The following is a 19,170-nucleotide window of genomic DNA, read 5'->3' on the forward strand; positions in this document are numbered from 1 at the left end:
TAAAATCAAATAGAAATCTAATATTCACTCAAAAACTTAAAACAATGCTTCAAATTGATCAATTAAGTTTTTGGGAAAAAAGATCCTATTTTGAAAACATAGACTTTTTAATAATTGGCTCTGGAATCGTGGGCATGAGTACTGCTTTGTTTTTACGTAAAAAGTATGAAAATGCCAAAATAGTTATTCTCGAAAGAGGTTATTTGCCCACTGGAGCTAGTTCAAAAAACGCAGGATTTACTTGCTTCGGGAGTCCGACTGAGCTTTTTGACGATCTTAAAACAATAAATGAGAAATTAGTTTGGGAAACCTTTTCTAATAGATATTATGGATTGCAAAGCTTATTTGAACTGGTGAGTCAAAGCTCAATTGAATATTCTCAGTGTAAATCTTGGGATTTAATTGAAAGTGGAGTAACGAATGAAATCAATGCCGAATTCATCAATTATATTAACGCACAGTCTAAAAAGATTACTGGAATTGATCAAATTTATTCCGAAGACAAACACGCTGCAAATAATTTTGGTTTAGATAATATACAAACCTCCTATTGCAATCAATTAGAAGGTGCTTTGGACACAGGAAAACTTGTTCAAGAACTTTATAAGAAGGTAATCAGCAATAATATTGAAGTACTATTTGGAATAGAAGCGCTTTCAATGGAAAATAGTTCAACTGAGATTGAAGTAGCAACAAAATATGGAGAAGTAAAAGCTTCAAATTGCATTATTGCTACAAATGGTTTCGCTAAGAAATGGATTGATGATGATATTAAACCTGCAAGAGCTCAGGTTATAGTGACGAATGAAATAAAGGATTTAAAAGTAAAAGGTACATTTCATTTTGAAAAAGGATATTATTATTTCCGAAATGTAGGCAACCGCATTCTTCTAGGAGGAGGAAGAAACTTGAGTATTGAAGGAGAAACAACCGAAGAATTTGGAACTACTCAACTCATTCAAAACAAATTAGAACAAATGCTTCAAACTATCATCCTGCCCAATCAAGATTTTACAATTGATTATTCTTGGTCAGGAATTATGGGAGTCGGAGAAACAAAAAGCCCAATAGTTAAGCTATTGAATAAGAATACTGCAATTGGCGTTAAAATGGGCGGAATGGGAGTTGCCCTAGGTTCGCAGGTAGGGAAGACATTGGCGGGTTATTTTTAGGAAAAAACCTTACTTTTCAATTTACAATCAATCCTACAACTTCCTCTCCCCCAACCCATCAAAAAAACTATCCATCTCACCAAGTCTATTGGAACGATTATTGACTATTTTTAAACCATAAAATAGAAACCTATGGATATTCACTTTAATAACGTTATACCTATTCCTTTATCTGGAATTCAACACAGCGACAAAAGCATTTGGGGAAGTGAATTTTCTCTTCACAAGGGCGAAAAAGTTATGTTAAATGCTTCAAGTGGAAAAGGAAAAACCACTTTCACACATACGCTTGCTGGAATTCGTAAGGACTTCAATGGCAGTATTCGTTTTGATGAAAGAGAAATAACTTCTTTTTCACCAGAAGAATGGGCAGATTTAAGAAAAGAACAAATTAGCTTTGTATTCCAAGATTTACAGTTGTTTTCTAAATTGACAGTGGAGGAAAACTTACACTTAAAGAATAATTTAACCGATTCTTTTTCTTCATCTGAACTCAAACAAATGTTAGAAGAATTAGAAATCGATGATAAATGGTCGGTTCCTTGTGGAATTCTATCGATGGGACAACAGCAGAGGGTCGCTATAATTCGTGCTTTATGTCAGCCATTTGATTGGTTATTGATGGACGAACCTTTTAGCAATTTGGATGTAGAAAACACCCAGCGTGCTTTGTCGCTCATTAATAACAGAGTCAATGATATAAAATCAGGTTTTATTTTAACCACTTTGGGAGAGAATCATAATTTTGATTTCGACAGAGAATTAAATTTGTAAATCAATGATTAAGAAAATATTATTTAGTTATCAGAACAAATCGCAATTGATCATCGCAATGATTGGTTCATTTTTGGGATTTACTTTTTTAGTCACTTCAATTCACTATTTAATTCGCGTAAATGAGTTTGGCGAAGGAGAGGAAATTTTGGGAAATAACACAATGATTATCCAAAAGCAAATCAACAATTATAGTAGTTTAAAATTATCCAAAAATGATTTTAGCGAACGAGAAATTGAAAGCATTCGAAAAGAGGAGTTCACAGAAATGTTACAACCAATTTTAAGCAACAATTTTGATGTTTCATTACAGACAGACAGCGAATTGGTTCCCTATTTACGGACAGATGTATTTGTTCAATCAGTAGACAATGAATTCACAAAAATAGATACCAATAAATGGAAATGGGCTCCTGGAGATGAATATATTCCCATTGTTTTGCCACGCGAATTTTTAGTAATGCTCAATACTTTTGCTAGTGCGAAAGGAATACCTCCAATTTCTGATGATTTAGCAAAATCAATTGGTTTTAAATTCACATTGAGCAGTCCAGGCAAAAAAGAAATGGAAAAAGTGAGAATTGTAGGTTTTACGAATGAAGTTTCTGCCATTTTAGTTCCGTCTTCTTTTATGGAATATGGAAATATAAATTTCCCAAAAGACGAACCTGCTATAATTACTCAATTGATGCTGACAGTAAAAGAAGGGCGTTTTGGAGACTTTGAAAACTACTTAGAAAAACGTTCTTTAGAATCGAAGGAAAATTCAATGATTGTAGGAAAACTAAAAAGCGTAGCTGGAACTTTGTTTTCTATCCTAATAGGAATAAGCGTAATTACTGTTTTTCTAGCAGGATTAGTTTTGGTGCAGTATGCTCAATTATTAATTTCAAGAAATGAATATGAAATCAGAACATTATTGCGTCAAGGCTATTCTCCTAAAAAGATAATTAAATCGATTTTATTGTATTTCATTAAAGTTTTTGCGGTTATTTCTGGAGCAAGTATTATTGCTTTCAGTGTGGTAAAATTCTTCATCGACAAGTTGTTAGATAAAGGAGGAATCCAAATTGATGCTGGTTTTACATTCTTAAGTATTCTTGCCGTTATTTTTGCCTTTGGAATTTATACAATTGTTAATTATTTCAACGCAAAACGGGGAGTACTAAAGACTTTGTAAACTATTTCGTTAAAATACTGTTAAAAGGAAACACCTATCAATTTATTCATCGTCTGAGTAATAAATACAAATTATATTAGCATTAAACTGAAAAATCAATATGAAGTTAATTAACACAATAATACTTACTGCTTTTATCGGAATAGGCAGTTTTGCTCAAGATTTATCATTTAAAGTTACAGGGATAAAAGACACCACTGTTCACTTGGTAAAATACGTAGGAAGTAAATTATACTATACTGATACAGCACAATTGGTAGCTGGTAAAGTAACTTTTGACGGCAGTAAACAAGATCCTGGAATTTTGGCTGTTCTTATGCCAGGTCAGCGCTTTTTCGAATTCATCTACAATAATGAAAAGGTAATCATGGAGACGAAATCTCCTAATTACATCGAACACATGGTTGTTAAAAAGTCAAATGAAAACACCATTTTTCTTGACTACATGAAATTCATGAAAACCAACAGAGATGAAGCAAATGAATTGCAGGAAAAGCTCGCGAAACTTGGAGAGGAAGATGCAGAAGAAAAAGCAAAATTGACTGCTCAAATTGAAGAAGTTGGTAAAAGTGTATTGACCTATCAGGATAAGGTAGTTAAAGACAATTCGACAACTTTAGTTTCTAAAATCATCAAAATGTCAACCGATATTCAGATTCCAGAAGCGCCGAAAGACGCAGACGGAAAGGTAATCGACAAAGCATTTGCTTATAAGTATTTCAGAGAGCATTTTTTCGATAATATAGATTTGAATGATGACCGTTTGGTAAATACACCTGTTTTACAAAATAAAATAGAGTATTTCTATTCTAAAAACATGCTTACACAGCACCCTGATACAATTATCAAATATGTTTTCCCTGTTATTAATAGTATTCCAGAAGAATCTATGATGTACAGATTTGTGGTTAACAATGTGACTACTCACTTTGAGAAATCGAAATTCATGGGAATGGATAAAGTGAAAACAAGAATGGTAAGTAGTTTCTATTGTGCACCAGCCAAAAACGGAAATCCTAAAGCACATTGGATGGATCAAGAGAAGTTGAAAGAGTTGTGTGAAAACACAAAAATTCAAATGCATTTAGTTCAAGGTGAAGTTCCACCAAATTTAATTTTACCAGATTCAACGAATCAAAAATGGTATAACTTACATGAAGTTGAAGCTGATTACATTATTCTATTTTTCTGGGATCCAGGATGTGGACATTGTAAAAAAGTAACGCCTAAACTTCAAACGCTTTATGAAAAGAAATTTAAGGAGCGTAACATTGAAATTTACTCTGTTGGAAAAGCAACAGGAGATGATTTCGAAGATTGGAAAAAATTCATTAAAGACAAAAAATTGACTTATATCAATGTTGGTGTAACTAGAGATATTTATGAGCAAGCAAGTGAGAATCCATATTCACTTATTCCTTCTAAAACGACTATCGAGTCAATCAATTATCAATCAACGTATGATATTTACTCGACTCCACGTGTTTGGATCTTGGATAAAGACAAAAAGATTATTGCTAAATCATTATCTATTCCTCAAATCGAGATGCTACTAGATGACTTGCAAGGTTTCAAAGACATTGACAAGCTTTTCAAAATGGATGAGAATACAGAAGAGATTAGATAGGTATAAAATAGACTAGTTTCCTTTAAAAAAGGCTACAAAAAATTTCAAAAAATAAAGGCGCAATTGCGCCTTTATTTTTTTTATCTGAACTCTAATAAAATCATCAATTCTCTGTATACTGAGAAGCAATCTAATCATATCGAATTACTGAATAATCATTTTTTTCTGTTGTACGGCATCCCCTTTTTGAAGATGTACGATATAAGTTCCTTTGTCAAACTTACTTGTGTTGATAGGCAATTGAACTTCACCTTGAATAACATAAGTACGTTCAGCAACAATCTTTCCTGTTAAGTCAGTTATTTTCAATGAAACTTGTTCTCCATTAGGATTTGAGATATCAATGTAAGCCATATCTCTCGTTGGATTTGGATATAAGTTAAAGTCCATTTCCTCAATTTTACTAATTTCTAAGCTAGCAACAGCATCACAAGCCGCTAAGCCATTTGTTTCTGCCGAAGAAATTGAAGCGTAACCAGCATTATCAATTGTTCCAGAAGGAGAAACTAACATTCCAATTATATGCATTTTACTTTCATCCCATTCAGTTGGTAAAGTAAATGTAAAACAAACCGTATGTTCGTCGCCAGCTGTTATACTAGAAGGAAGAAGCGTTGCGTCACCAGAAAACGAAGGAGCAATTTTTCTTGCAACGTGATCATAAACCATTTGAGCAGCTGGTACTGGGCTAGGTAATAATTCATAACCTCCCATTACACCAGAACCCCCACCAGAATAGGAATTACTTTGTCCATAACTAGGACCTGTCCCCGTAACACCGTCTTCTGTTAAAGCGCACGCAACTCTCCAATTTCCAGAAATAGCAGATTGAAAATCATAAGTCAAACTAACTTTTAACTCTCTAGTGGTAGCATCAAAAGTAGCTCCATTCGTGATAATCGCTTTAGGTGTTTTTACAATTTGTTGAATAAAATCTCCCTCCATAACAGAAGGATCAATATCTCCACCTCTATCAACAATAGCACTTGGATATCCAGCGATGAAACCTCCAATTCCAGCATCATAAATTGAATCTGCCATAGGATCATTGTTATGAACAGCTATTCCTGCCCAAAAGCCATCATATTTTGCTGCCATGAAATCCATAAAGACTGCACCTCTTGGGCACCATCCACACCAAGTTCCAGTTGCTTCTTCACCAACCACAATTTTCCCTAACCCTGGAACAACTGGGTCAATTAATATCGTTTTGGTATCATCCGTTACATCATTGTCTTGACCTGCAGCATTAACATTAGAAACTGTTACATCTAAAATATTATTTCCAGCAGCTAAGGTAATTGGCGCTATAAAATTATAGTCATAAGTAGCCAAAGACGGAAGAAAAACTCCAGTTACACTTTCTGTGACTGCTATTCCTCCTGCATAAGAATAAGTTAAATCAAATGAGGTGATGTTATCTTGTCCAAGATTTCTAACCTGAATACTCGGGTTAGCATTTTGTCCAACCAATCCATTTAAAGGATTAATAAAAAACAATCCTGCATTTAATTGCGGAAGATTAATCGGAGTATGGCTGTAACTTACATCGTCAACATAAAATTCAGACAAACCATTTCCACCGTTAGCCACTTGGTTTACAGCAAATATGTCTAAAATACCAACAGAACTTACGATATTAGAAAATACACCTTGACTTGTATTGTCGATAAATACTTCCCATTCATTACTGGTTAAGTTAATCTCCATTCGTAAATTAAACCATTGTCCAGTTGGATAAGTAGAGATAAGATAATCTGTTCCGCTATTTGAAAAAGTAATCGTTCCATCATCAAGCATTTGACAATCAATAGCCCAAGAACCACCAACTGTAAAATCTTCTTGGAGATTAAAATATGCTCCATTATTTTGAACGACAAAGAAATTAGCTTCAATGCTAAAAATACCATCATTATAAACCTGATCAAAGCGCAGGATAATGTCATCTGGTCCACCTTGAGCTGTGGTTGCTTTAAAATAAATTGAATGTGGAGCACTAGAAGATTGGGCAGATGAAATTTGAACATCTTCAGCGCCTCCTCCTCCGCCAGTCCAAGTGTCCCACTCGGGATTAGAGTTGACTAAGAAATCTCCAGCTGTATAGCTATCAAAATTATCCGTGAAAATTTGAGAATATACCGTCGAACTCACAATGAGGGCCGATACAAAAAGTATTGCTTGTTTCATAAAAATAGTTTTTTGATTCAACAAGCAAGTTAAATCAAAAACTATGAAAAGCTAAGAAAAAAGCGTGATAATTAAGACTATGCAATTTAATGCATCGAGCTTTAGGTTCAAAAAACCTTATATCAGAGGGTGGATGATAGATTTTAGATGTTAGACATTAGATGTTAGACGTTTGACAATTAGACATTAGACGTTAGACGTTAGACGTTAGACGTTAGACGTTAGACGTTAGACGTTAGACGTTAGACAAAAAAGACGAAAAGTCTAGTGAATAACTAACATCAAGTACCTAAATATTTCGTTAGATATTAAATTTTGTTCCAAATGAAACTTTTGCACTTTTAGTTTAAAGTGGTTTATTTATCACTTTTACATTTATCTTGAGGAGCAGCTCCACACATTCCGCATGCAGCGCCTTCTTCCTGTAAAATAGGGTTATTACTTGCACATGTTCCTGCAAATTCACCATCTTTTTTTGCCCAGATTTTGATGGCTATTCCTCCAAAAGCTAATGCCAATAATACGATTGCAATTAATACTAAATCCATTCTATTCGTTCTAAATATTTGATGTAAAATTACAACAATTGAATCAATTATTCAAATCTATGAGCTGTCCTTCTCCAAAACTATTTAGGGAAATTGAAGTTGGATAACCAACATACTCTATATTACCTCTTTGCAAAATATCAGCAAATAATTTAGTTTGATTTGCATTAATCAACATTTTTCCAACCGTATTTGATTTAACAATTAATTCATCAACGACTTGAAAAGAACGGGTGTCACAAAAGCTATTTGTATTGCAATTCAAAAATCCAATTTGTGTACTTCCACGCAAAGTGAAGTCACCAAAACCATGGGTGACTATCGCGCTTGTATATCCATTTCTCAGCGTTAAATCTGTACTACCAGCACCATCTCGAATAATTAAACGCATTTCATTAGAGCGCAAGGTGTCAATACTTTTTAATTCTTTTCCTCCTTCATAATAAATGTAACTTATTGAATCTACATAAATTTTAGCATGAATTTTATTCTTGTATGATCTTAAGAACTTGCATTTATTTTCATCGGTTATCGTTAATGTCCCATTAGAAAAATCTAAATTAATATGAGACAATAAATTCTCACCACCAGAGAGCACCACTTTTGCTTCTTCTCCTTGAATTAAACTGTAATATAAATTATCATATAAAAATAGCGTATCAATATCTATATCAACATTTACAATTCTTTCTGATTCATCTCCAGCGAATTTTAAGCATTTTCTGTCCTCTGCTTTTTTACAAGAGAAGAATAGAATTACACCAAATAAGAGTAAATACGTTTTCATTTCCATCTATAGCTTAGTCCGTACTCAAAATAATCTGCTTTCGCCCAATGGGATTTAATGGTAAAGTTACCCCAAAGTCGCTCAGTCAAGCGAAATCTACCTCCAAATTTATGAAACCATTGTCCTGCGGGATCAAGTGGGTTAATTACATACCTTCCCATTGCAACAATTAAATGCAATTTATGGATTGGTAAAACATACGCAGCATACAATCCCAATTGAAAGTTTTTGCCTTTTCCGTGATTTCCATTATTGTATTTAACGATTGATTCATTGTAGATAGCATCTACTCCACCTTCAATTACAACCTTTGTATTTACTCTGTATTGCCCATAATTAGTTAATACTGCAACACCATAAGTACTGCCTCCAATTGGATAAATTTGCTTAATAGAACCAATCAATTGGGAACTAAAAGACCATTTTTTAAGTGGTAAGCCAATATAGCTTTGAGATGCATTTTCTTGGTATTCAATCGGATCTAAAAAGTAGGTGTAACTGAGTCCTAAAAAAGGAAGATTAACTCCTAAGTTTGGCAATCGATATGCTCCATTAGATAAATGCGCCATACTTATTTCTAAACCAATTGTACTTTTTGAAAATTGTTTTTCAACACGGATACCTAAATTAACCATACAGTTGAAGTTTGAACCAATCACGTTATTTTTTGGATTTTTAATTAAATCATATTTTTTTGTAATATATGTCAATCCAAAACTTACTGCATTTCCAACACTCCAACCGTTCTTTAAAAAATATGGGAAATAAATTCCTGCTGAAAGTCCGATCGCTTTTCCTAAAACTTCTTTATTTCCTAAATCGTAATAAAAAGTGTTTAACTCAATAGTGGGGAAATTGAAATCATGATGCCATTGTTTTTTTCCATTTGTTTTAAAATCGACCTCTAATTGTCCACCATACGAATGTTCGAGATTCAAGTGTGCCATTGTTGCTCTGTGCTGCAAAAGAAATCCTATTTGAGGAGTAAGTGAAATGCCTATATTTTGCTTTTGTGCAAATAATTTATTTACGGGAAGTATAAACCCCAAGCATAAAAGCATCAATATCACCCTCTTCATTTTCAACTACTGTAAAATTTAAATTGATCCTTTTAGATCTGAAATTCATACAAATATCGAATATTATTTTTATTGACTCTTAAAAACTCACTTTAATGCATATTAAATTTTTAAGAGAATGCAATTTTGGTTGAGCAGTTTGTGTTCTGTAATTACCTAAAAGTGACAATAAGCTGTTTTAGTCTAAGAACTTCTTAAGCTTTTGGTGTATTAATAAACCATAATCCACGCTAGAACAATTAAAGCTATTATTTTTGCTAAAAACTTAAAAATGGATGTACGATTAAAAGCATTTGAACGCTTGCTTAATATAATGGATGATTTGAGAGCAAAATGTCCATGGGATAAAAAACAAACTTTAGAATCTTTAAGACACTTAACTATCGAGGAAACATACGAATTGGCTGACGCTATTTTGGACAATGACCTTGATGAATTGAAAGGTGAAATTGGAGATGTGATGTTACACATGGTTTTCTACAGTAAAATAGCCAGCGAGAAAGGTGCTTTTGATATTACAGATGTTTTGAATGCCATTTGTGATAAACTTGTTCATCGTCATCCTCATATTTATGGTGATGTAATTGCCGAAGATGAGGCTACAGTAAAAGCCAATTGGGAGAAATTGAAATTAAAAGAAGGAAAAAAATCAGTTCTTCAAGGCGTTCCAAAATCACTTCCATCATTAGTTAAAGCTGCCCGAATTCAAGAGAAAGTAAGAGGAATTGGCTTCGATTGGGACGATTCTAAACAAGTGCTTGCAAAAGTTCACGAAGAATTAGCGGAACTAGAAGTAGAAGTCAAAAACAACAGCGATCAAATAGAGCAGGAATTTGGAGATGTAATGTTTTCGATGATTAACTATGCTCGATTTATTGGAGTAAATCCAGAAACAGCTTTAGAAAGAACCAATAAGAAATTCATTAAGCGTTTTCAGTATATGGAAGTAAAAATGAACGAAGAAGGAAAAAAGTTTGACGAGATGAATTTAGAACAAATGGACGTCTATTGGGAACAAGCAAAAAAAGCTGTTGGTTAACTCTAGCTACAGTAAAATAAACAGTATGCACTTTTTAAAGAAATCTCGTTAATAAAAGCTAAAAAAATCCTTATCTATGCGTGATATTTACTTACTAAATTTAAACATTTTGAAAAAATTTCTATTTTTCTTAACTCTTATACTTTCTACATCAGCAATTTTCGCACAGTCGGAATTCACAGTAAGGGGTTTTGTATATAATTCCGAAAATGGTGAAGCCGCTGCTTTTGTGAAGGTTCTAATTAAGCCAATTGTATTCAAAGCAAATGATGAACTCAATGGTGCAACAACAGATTTAGATGGTTATTTCCAATTTTCTTCTCTTAAGTCTGGTAATTATGCAGTTGAAGTAAGAAGTGCTGAGCACCTCAGTATTTTTGACACAATAACTTTAGGTGATAAAGAATTGACAACGCTTCGTTATGAATTAGTAAAAAGTGAGGAAGTAAAAGAAATGGAAGAAGTTGCTATTTTCGGTCAGGACCAATCAAAACGTAATAACGTAGAGATGTCAGTAAATAAACTAAACCAAGAAAGTTTAGAGCGTTTACCAAGTTTTGGAGCTGAAAACGATATTCTTTCTGCATTTGCAATTACACCAGGAGTAGTAAGTACTGGTGATCAAGGTGGTCAGTTGTATGTGCGTGGAGGAACACCAATTCAAAATAAAATCACGTTAGATGGAATGACGATTTATAATCCATTTCACTCCATTGGATTCTTCTCTGTTTTTGAAACAGAATTAATTAAAAGCGCTGATATTTACACAGGAGGTTACTCTGCTGAATACGGTGGACGAATTTCTTCTATTATGGACATCACCTACAGAGACGGAGATTTAACGAAACACGGAGGTTTAGTTTCAATTTCTCCATTTATTGGAAAAGCAGTTTTAGAAGGTCCTGTTTTTAAAAATAAAAATGCAAAAGGAAGCGGTGGATCTTACATATTTTCAGCAAAACATTCTTTATTAAACTACACATCTGAGACTGTTTATCCTTATGTAAATGATGGACAAGGAATGCCTTTCTCTTTCACTGATATTTATGGTAAATTCACAATCAAGAGTCCTGAAGGAAGTAAGTTCTCAGCATTTGGATTTAGCAATAATGACGCAGTAACCTATGATAATATTGCTGATTTAAACTGGAAATCTTACGGTGGAGGAATTAACTTTACGCTTGTTCCTAGCTCTAATCCTGTTATTATTAAAGGTCACTTAAACGCTTCAAATTACGACATCTTTTTTCAAGAAGAAAATGGTGGAAAACCAAGAACAAGTGGAATTACTGGATTTGATGTTGGATTCGATTTCTTATACTTCTTGAAAAATCAATCTGAAATTACTTACGGATTTAATATTGGTGGTTTCTCAACGGCTTTCCAAACATATAATGAAGTAGACAGAGAAATAAAAGTTGAAAATTACAACACAGAATTAAGTGCTTACCTTAATTACAAGTTGGTTAAAGGCCGCTGGGTATTTAATCCAGGAATTCGTATTCAAGCTTATCCTTCTATACCGGCAGTTATTCCTGAACCTCGTTTGGGTATTAAAGTTAATGCAACAGAAAAGTTGAGATTTAAAATGTCTGGAGGATATTACTCACAAAACTTCACCTCTGCTAACTCAGATAAAGATATCGTGACTTTATTTTATGGATTTATTGCTGCACCAACAGATGTTCAATCAAAATTCACAAAAGCAAATGGAGAAGAAATAGAACCTAAAAATGGTCTACAAACTTCATGGCACGGGATTTTTGGAACGGAATACGACTTCACACGTAAATTGACATTAAATATTGAAGGTTACTATAAATACTATCCAAAACTGAGTAATATCAACGTGAACAAATTATATGATGACACACAGGAATTCAGTCAAATAGCTGATATATACAAGAAAGATTTCTTAATTGAATCTGGAGTTGCTTATGGAGTTGATTTTCTGTTAGAGTATAAAAGCAAAAGATTATTCTTATGGGGAGTTTATTCTTATGGAAAATCTGAACGTTGGGATGGTTTTTCTTTCTACGCACCTTCTTTTGACCGTCGACACAACATTAACTTAGTTGGTTCTTATTCTTTCCTAAAAGATAAAAGTTTAGAATTAAGTGTACGTTGGAACTTCGGATCTGGTTTACCATTCACGCCTACTTCAGGATATTACCAAGGTGAAAACTTTGATAATGGTGTAACAACTGATTACACAACTTCAAATCCTTCGGAATTAAGTGTTCTTTTAGGTGACATCAACTCTTCAAGACTTCCAACTTATCACCGTTTTGATATCACAGTGAAAAAGAAGTTTGAATTCAAAAACAAAACAATTTTAGAATTGAAAGGTGGAATTACAAACGTTTATGATAGAGACAATATTTTCTATGTAAACCGTGTAACAAACGATAAAATTTATCAACTTCCATTCTTGCCAAGTATTGGTTTGAGTTATGACTTTTGATATTAATGGTTAATTTTTAATGTTTAATAGACACGATAAGGGTGGTTTTTAATGGTTAAATGTTGAAGTTTGATATTATTATGAAATGATTATATAATTAAAGGCAGTCCTGATGGATTGCCTTTTTTTGTGGTTTGAATTTGAGATGTAGATTGCTAAAGGTGATTAATAATTATCAATCATAAGATTTCAAATACTTATCTGCATTGATTAAAAAATCCGTGAATCCCGATTAAAATCCGCAACTATCAACTTCGCTCTGCACAAGTGAACCGCTTGTATTCCTTATGCGTTGACTGTCTTGTAGAAGGCCTTCGTTCCAATTCAGCTTCACCGTAACGCCAGCTGATTTACAAATGCTAACTAAAAACTCTTAACATGTAATTGATCTTATCGCATGTCTACTTACATTGAAATAACTTTATCAAAGGCTTCCATAACTGCTTGGATTATCTCACAGTAGGCTGCAAAATAACAGTAAGGTAATTTAATGTTCTAATTAAGCTAACTGGACTATAATGCTCCAATAATATCCAGTCAAAGTTATTAAAAACGGGATTTTATTTAATCAAAAAAGCCTGCTCCCAATAATTGGGAGCAGGCTTTTAAATATTAAATTTGACTAATTACTTAATCACAATGTTTTTTGTTACAGAAGTTGCATCACTTGAAATATTCAAGATATACATTCCTTTTTTCATGTTAGAAACATCAATTGATTTAACTGAAGAATTCAAAGTTGTAGCATAAACCTGACGACCTTGAACATCTGTGATTGTTACATCTGCTGTTTCAACTGAAGTTGGTAATTGAATATTCAATACATCTGATGCTGGAACTGGGTAAACAGAAGTTTTTGCCAATTCATTTGTAGACAATCCAACAAATGTAGATGGATCTTCTAAACTCATAACAAGAGTTGAAGAAGACAATGCAGCACCTCCTAATACTCCAAAATCAACTGAAATATGAATAAAGATTGGTAAGTTGTTTTGTGCATGGTCATAATATTCATATTGACTACGTACCATTTGAATGTCACCCAAACCAGTTACAGTTGCATTAATAGTATCCATTAACTTATATCTAATAACATTTGAATAAGCATTGTCTGCCAATGTTAAAGTTCCTTTTCCATCAACTTTAGCTTGTAACTTTCCAGTTAAAGGAGTTGTTTGAACACCAGCAAATGGGATCGTATAAATTAATTCACCTGAAAAAACATCATTAATTACAGGGCTATTTTCATCCATTGGATAAGTGACCATAATTGCTTGATCAGTGTTGAATTTAGCAATAATTTCACCTACGTTTGGCTCATTGTATACAAAACCACGACCAGTAAGTTCTGTTGAAGAATTACTAGAATACGTTTGTAAGAAATTTTCTAAATCGATAGATTCAGTAGCGTTTGGAAAACTAGAAGCATTAGCTGTAGTTGTAGCATCTAGTGCTGAAATATTTCTTGTCTCATTATCATAACCAGAGTAAGAACTATAGTCCCAATTTGCAGAAGCACCAGTTTCACTTGCATAGTTTGGTGCTAAACTATCAATAACGAAAAGAGTAATTCCATCTCCAGCTGCTGGAGTATTCAATTGCGTCAATTGTGCGAAAGTCGTTCCACCAATAAATAATGAAGCAACAATAAGTAAATTTTTTTTCATAGTTTTATAATTTTAGTAAATCAAATTTAAGTATTTTTTATATCAAATGTGCAATAAAAAACATATTCCCAAAAACAATAGGGAGCAGTTAATCGTTAACTTTGACACATAAACGATTAATACCTTGAAAGCGTTGGAAAAAAAACTAAAAATAATATCATATTTCGTAATTGCTACCATACTAATCATCACTGGTTTTTTTGCATTTCAATTACCAAAATCAACGCTTAATTATAATTTCGAAGAGTTTTTCCCTGCTCAAGATAAAGAAACAGACTTCTTTTTTAATCATAGAGCCCTTTTTGAATCTGACAATGATTTTATTCTGATCGCTGTTGAAAGAGAGGAAGGAATCTTTGATCAAACTTTTTTAAAGGAAGTTAACGCTTATGCAAAAGAGCTTGGCGCTTTGCCAAATGTTCAATTTACCCGTGACATTACCAACGAAAAAGAGACGTTCATCTACTCCGGAGGAATGACAGGTGAAAGGCCTTATATCCATTTAGATTCTACTCAGTTTAACGAAGACTCACTTCATATTTATAAAAATAGAGAACTCGTAAATACTTTGGTGAATGCTAAGGGAGATGGTCTAACCATATTTCTGCGACACAAAGATTATTTAAGTAAGAAAAAGAGTGAGCAATTGGTCACCGATGTAAAAGCATTAACCAAAAATTACGATTTTGAGAATGTAAGAATGGCGGGTAGATCCGTAGGTCAGCTCTTCTATATCAACACAATGGTTACCGAAATGTCGACTTATGTAGCAATGAGTATTCTATTGGTAATTGTGTTCTTAATCATTAGTTTCAGATCGTTATGGGGGCTTTTAGTTCCACAAATTGTTATCGTAGGATCAATGATTTGGATTGTTGGATTTATGGCATTAATCGGAAAACCAATTAGTATTTTATTGATCGTTTTACCTTCAATTATGTTTGTGGTTGCCATGTCTGATGTAATTCACCTTATTTCCAAATATCTTGAATTGCTAAGATCTGGTCGAGAAAAGCTAGATGCGATAAAAACCGCTTTCAAAGAAATTGGAATGGCAACTTTCCTTACTTCAATCACCACCTCCATTGGATTTTTCTCCTTGCTTTTTGTAAATGTTATTCCTATCCAAGATTTCGGATTATATACTGGTATAGGAGTTTTAATGGCTTTCGTTCTCACCTACACTACTCTTCCATTTTTATTTTATGTGACTAAAGTTCCTGCCGTTGGTAAAAAAGGAAACAAGAATTTCTGGAAACCAATAATGAGCAAGATTTTCTTGATAACTATAAAAAATAGAAAAATAATTCCTTGGATTGGAATAGTTGTGACAGCAGTTTTCGCTTATGGTGCGACATTAATTGTGGTCAACAATTATATAATGGACGATGTGAGTAAAGAAAGTACTGTAAAACAAGATTTCGATTATTTCGACAGTAAATTTGGTGGTGTTAGACCATTTGAATTGGCAATAAGCTTGAAAGATTCAACTGAAAGTATTTGGAATGTTGATCGATTAAAGGAAATGGAAAAATTGGAAAACTATCTTTCTAACGAATACGAGGTAAACATCAACACTTCTTTGGTACAATATGTAAGCATTTTACACCGCGCTTCACATGCTGGAAATACAGATTATTTTGCAGTTCCGGATTCAAAGCAAGACCTTACAAAATACAAAAGGATGCTAAAAATCGCCAATCAAGGAAAGTTTATTCGTTCCGTTTTAGATTCTAGTGAACATTTTACACGCATCAATGGCGGAGTTCCAGATTGGGGAAATATAAAAGCAACCGAGGAAAATAAAAAATTCTACGACTTCATTAAAAATGAGGGATTAGATGAACATTTGAATATTCAAATAACTGGAACAGCGCATTTACTTGATCGAAATATGAGTTACATGTCGTCAAGTTTGGTTGAAGGACTTATTTTCGCTGTATTGGTTGTTTCTCTGCTGATGGGATTATTATATAAATCTTTTAGAATGCTCATCATTTCAATTATTCCAAATGTTATTCCTTTAATCGTAATTGCTGGTGTGATGGGATATTTCGGAATTAATTTAAAAATAACTACAGCTATTGTCTTTACCATTTCATTTGGGATTGCCATAGATGACACCATTCATTTCCTGAGTAATTTTAAATTAGAATTGAAGAAAGGCAAATCAAAAATTTACGCCATTAAGAGCACTTTTATGGGAACAGGAAAAGCGATAGTTCTAACATCCGCAATTTTGGTAGGTGGATTTAGCATGTTACTCCTATCAAGTTTTATGGGTACTTTCTACATGGGATTAATGATTTGCATCACCTTAATTGTAGCTGTACTTTCTGATTTATTTATTCTTCCTTTATTGTTGCTTTACTTCTATCCTGATCCGAATAAAAAGAAAACTATAGACAATTTAATTGAAGAAATCCCAAGTAATTCCCACACGAATTAAAAACGGCATAATTGGATAATCTGTATCGATTCTGGTTTTTGGATCATTGATTAAAGAGGATAAATTTTCCGCTTTCAAAAAGAATCTAAATTCATCAATTGAAAGTGCCATAAAAGCATTTAAACGCAGCAAAGATTCCGTTTTAACAGAGGCGGAAGGTATCTGTAGCAATCCTAAAACTCCGTTGTATTCCATGAAATTATAACCAGATTCATAACCTAAGTCGGCTCCTAAAGCTATTCCTAGTTTTTGTGCTTCAAACAATTTGGTTTGGAAGGAAATTCTGTTCATCGTTGAGAAAACAGGTTGATAATTAAAGTTTGCTGAATTAAAGCGAAGTGTAGCCGTTGGATAGAATGACCATTGACCTAGTTTGAAACCTCCTTTTAATTGGAAAGCGCCCATTGTGACCAAATCTAAAGTATCTTGACGCCATTCATTATTGATGAAATAGCGACCATTATTGATACTTGTCCAAACTACAGAAGCTTCAATAAAAGTAGTATCTCCATATTTAATACTTCCGACAGCTTGAAGTTTTTGCTGCATTTTCAAATTATCAATATTCCATTGGTAGTAATTGGCTGTATGAAAACGTTGATAAGGAGTTGGATATAAATTTTCGAAATTAAGCTTTCCTTTTACTGTTAAATTATTGAGCATTTTAAAATTCAGTCCTGCATAGTTTTTAATCTCGCCAGTTGCACCAATTAAGTTGAAATAAAATTCATTTCTTACTTTTAATCGACTGCCTAATGAAGCCCACAAATTGGAATGTAAATACACTTCATTGGTATCTCTATTTATTCCTAAATTTTGATTTCTCCAATATTGATAATTCAATGTTGCATCTACTTTAAAATGAGGTGAGTTAAAATAAACTCCTGCCCCATTTGAGAATTTTGCTGTTTGGTATTGATCACGTGTCGTTCCAGCCGTATCAACGAAAAACGTATCAGTTGGTGACAAATCTAAATCAAGCAATTGCTCTACATATTCTCTTCCAACTATATTGTATTGGTGTTTTGTTTTAAAACCCGATCCAATAACTGAATCTCCCACCATTCGTAGATAATTATCCCATTTTAAATCAAGTTTTCTCACTTTTGATCTTGATTGATCACGTTGAATTGGTGTAAATTCAATGGCAAAATCTTCTAATAATGAATCCGTAACAATCCCCCCATTTTGAGCAATATCATGAGCAGCATAGTATCCTTCAAAATTTGTAGAAAATCTTTTCTTTGAATGGTAAAAACGCAAATCTAAATCGTTCAATTTATAGTCTCCACTTCTTAAAAACCCATTACTTGTTCTGCGGTTGTATTGGAAATGAAGATGTGTATTTGGATTTAAAAATTGATGATATTCTAAATTTACATCTTGTGTTAAATAAGATCCAAAAGCATATTGAAACCCTAAATAAGGTAATCCACTAAATTTTGGGGTTATTCTTCTTTCGGAACTAATGTAAGCCAAACCTCCTGGACTCAAGAAAGTGTTTTGGGCTAGATTTCGTTCATACAGTTGTCCAAATCCTGAACCAGGTCGTAACGTAATTTGTCCAATAAAGCTTGCGTCAATTGAATCAAGAGCAGTTCCACCAGAACGATAACCGATTTTAATGGAGTCCATTTCTTGAAAAAAGAATTCTTTCTGACCCAACATAGTGAAGGAAAAAACAAATGCTAAAATGGTTAAAGAATATTTCACTTAGAACTATTAATTATTGAGATGAATTCAATTTAATGATAAAGAAAGCAAATTTATGATTTAAACCTTAAAACTGGGTAGAATGATTCGGATTTTTCACTTGTGCTTAATCAAATTGATTCTATTATCAAATGTTTTAGTGATGCCTCTTGGTAATTGATCTCAGAAAAACTAGAATGAAGCTTTTAAAATATGGAATAGATTTGGCTCTATATGAAATACTGTGGGTAATCAATTTTAATCCTTTGAAAAATTAATAGTTCTATTACGAATTTAACTGTAACCTACACGAGTTGTATTTTAAAGTATTTATCAAAATTATCATTTCATTTTTACAAGCAAGCACATGGTGGTCTGTATTTCAGTTGATTATTCCCGGCGGGACGATATATTAATAGCCAAGGACGTAAGTCCTTGGTCTAAAACAAATAGATATAATACAAAACCCCACAAAATCGACCTAATTGCATGCAATTAGGTCGAT

General features: G+C 33.1%; 13 protein-coding genes. 7 read left to right on the forward strand and 6 right to left on the reverse strand.

Annotation, left to right across the window (positions count from 1 at the left end; genetic code table 11):
• The first annotated feature begins 44 nt into the window (after positions 1-44).
• The 4 genes from ERX46_RS16235 to ERX46_RS16250 all read left to right on the forward strand — a co-directional run bounded on the left by ERX46_RS16235 (position 45) and on the right by ERX46_RS16250 (position 4,753).
• A complete protein-coding gene (locus ERX46_RS16235) occupies positions 45-1,172 on the forward strand; it encodes an NAD(P)/FAD-dependent oxidoreductase (RefSeq protein ID WP_130094921.1) in 1,128 nt (375 codons plus the stop codon).
• Positions 1,173-1,304: 132 nt separating this feature from the next.
• Positions 1,305-1,946: an ATP-binding cassette domain-containing protein gene (locus tag ERX46_RS16240; protein WP_130094922.1), complete on the forward strand. Its 642-nt coding sequence runs from the start codon at positions 1,305-1,307 to the stop codon at positions 1,944-1,946.
• 4 nt (positions 1,947-1,950) lie between these two features.
• The gene (locus tag ERX46_RS16245; protein WP_130094923.1) at positions 1,951-3,126 is read left to right on the forward strand and encodes an FtsX-like permease family protein; all 1,176 of its coding nucleotides are present in this window, start codon (positions 1,951-1,953) and stop codon (positions 3,124-3,126) included.
• 100 nt (positions 3,127-3,226) lie between these two features.
• A complete protein-coding gene (locus ERX46_RS16250) occupies positions 3,227-4,753 on the forward strand; it encodes a thioredoxin-like domain-containing protein (protein ID WP_130094924.1) in 1,527 nt (508 codons plus the stop codon).
• A 144-nt stretch (positions 4,754-4,897) separates the two neighbouring features.
• Here ERX46_RS16250 and ERX46_RS16255 read toward each other — a convergent pair whose 3' ends face one another.
• The 4 genes from ERX46_RS16255 to ERX46_RS16270 form a co-directional block, all read right to left on the reverse strand.
• Positions 4,898-6,940, reverse strand: a complete 2,043-nt coding sequence (locus tag ERX46_RS16255; protein WP_130094925.1) for a T9SS type A sorting domain-containing protein — start codon at positions 6,938-6,940, stop codon at positions 4,898-4,900.
• Positions 6,941-7,296: 356 nt separating this feature from the next.
• On the reverse strand, positions 7,297-7,488 hold the full coding sequence (locus ERX46_RS16260) for a membrane or secreted protein (protein WP_130094926.1): 192 nt from the start codon (positions 7,486-7,488) through the stop codon (positions 7,297-7,299).
• A 43-nt stretch (positions 7,489-7,531) separates the two neighbouring features.
• Positions 7,532-8,275 (reverse strand): GIN domain-containing protein, encoded by a 744-nt coding sequence (locus tag ERX46_RS16265; RefSeq protein ID WP_165366263.1) that lies wholly within the window; start codon positions 8,273-8,275, stop codon positions 7,532-7,534.
• Entirely contained in the window at positions 8,272-9,354 is a 1,083-nt protein-coding gene (locus ERX46_RS16270; protein ID WP_130094928.1) for an acyloxyacyl hydrolase, read from the reverse strand. Before ERX46_RS16270 ends, ERX46_RS16265 begins: the two co-directional genes overlap by 4 nt.
• Positions 9,355-9,625: 271 nt before the next feature.
• Between ERX46_RS16270 and mazG the strand changes: the two genes are divergently transcribed.
• Together mazG and ERX46_RS16280 are read left to right on the forward strand one after the other, a co-directional pair.
• Positions 9,626-10,393, forward strand: a complete 768-nt coding sequence (gene mazG, locus ERX46_RS16275) for a nucleoside triphosphate pyrophosphohydrolase (protein WP_130094929.1) — start codon at positions 9,626-9,628, stop codon at positions 10,391-10,393.
• Positions 10,394-10,502: 109 nt separating this feature from the next.
• Positions 10,503-12,857 carry a TonB-dependent receptor gene (locus tag ERX46_RS16280; protein ID WP_165366264.1) on the forward strand — a complete coding sequence of 785 codons (2,355 nt, stop codon included), beginning with the start codon at positions 10,503-10,505 and terminating at the stop codon, positions 12,855-12,857.
• Positions 12,858-13,483: 626 nt separating this feature from the next.
• On the opposite strand, the gene ERX46_RS16285 is transcribed toward ERX46_RS16280, so the two are convergent.
• Positions 13,484-14,524 (reverse strand): T9SS type A sorting domain-containing protein, encoded by a 1,041-nt coding sequence (locus tag ERX46_RS16285; RefSeq protein WP_130094931.1) that lies wholly within the window; start codon positions 14,522-14,524, stop codon positions 13,484-13,486.
• Positions 14,525-14,657: 133 nt separating this feature from the next.
• Between ERX46_RS16285 and ERX46_RS16290 the strand changes: the two genes are divergently transcribed.
• Positions 14,658-16,973, forward strand: a complete 2,316-nt coding sequence (locus ERX46_RS16290) for an efflux RND transporter permease subunit (RefSeq protein WP_130094932.1) — start codon at positions 14,658-14,660, stop codon at positions 16,971-16,973.
• On the opposite strand, the gene ERX46_RS16295 is transcribed toward ERX46_RS16290, so the two are convergent.
• Complete coding sequence (locus tag ERX46_RS16295; protein ID WP_130094933.1) at positions 16,935-18,686, reverse strand: putative porin; 1,752 nt, start codon at positions 18,684-18,686, stop codon at positions 16,935-16,937. The genes ERX46_RS16290 and ERX46_RS16295 overlap by 39 nt on opposite strands.
• Positions 18,687-19,170 lie beyond the last annotated feature (484 nt).

It is taken from the genome of Brumimicrobium glaciale, assembly GCF_004152935.1.
GTDB lineage: Bacteria > Bacteroidota > Bacteroidia > Flavobacteriales_D > Crocinitomicaceae > Brumimicrobium > Brumimicrobium glaciale.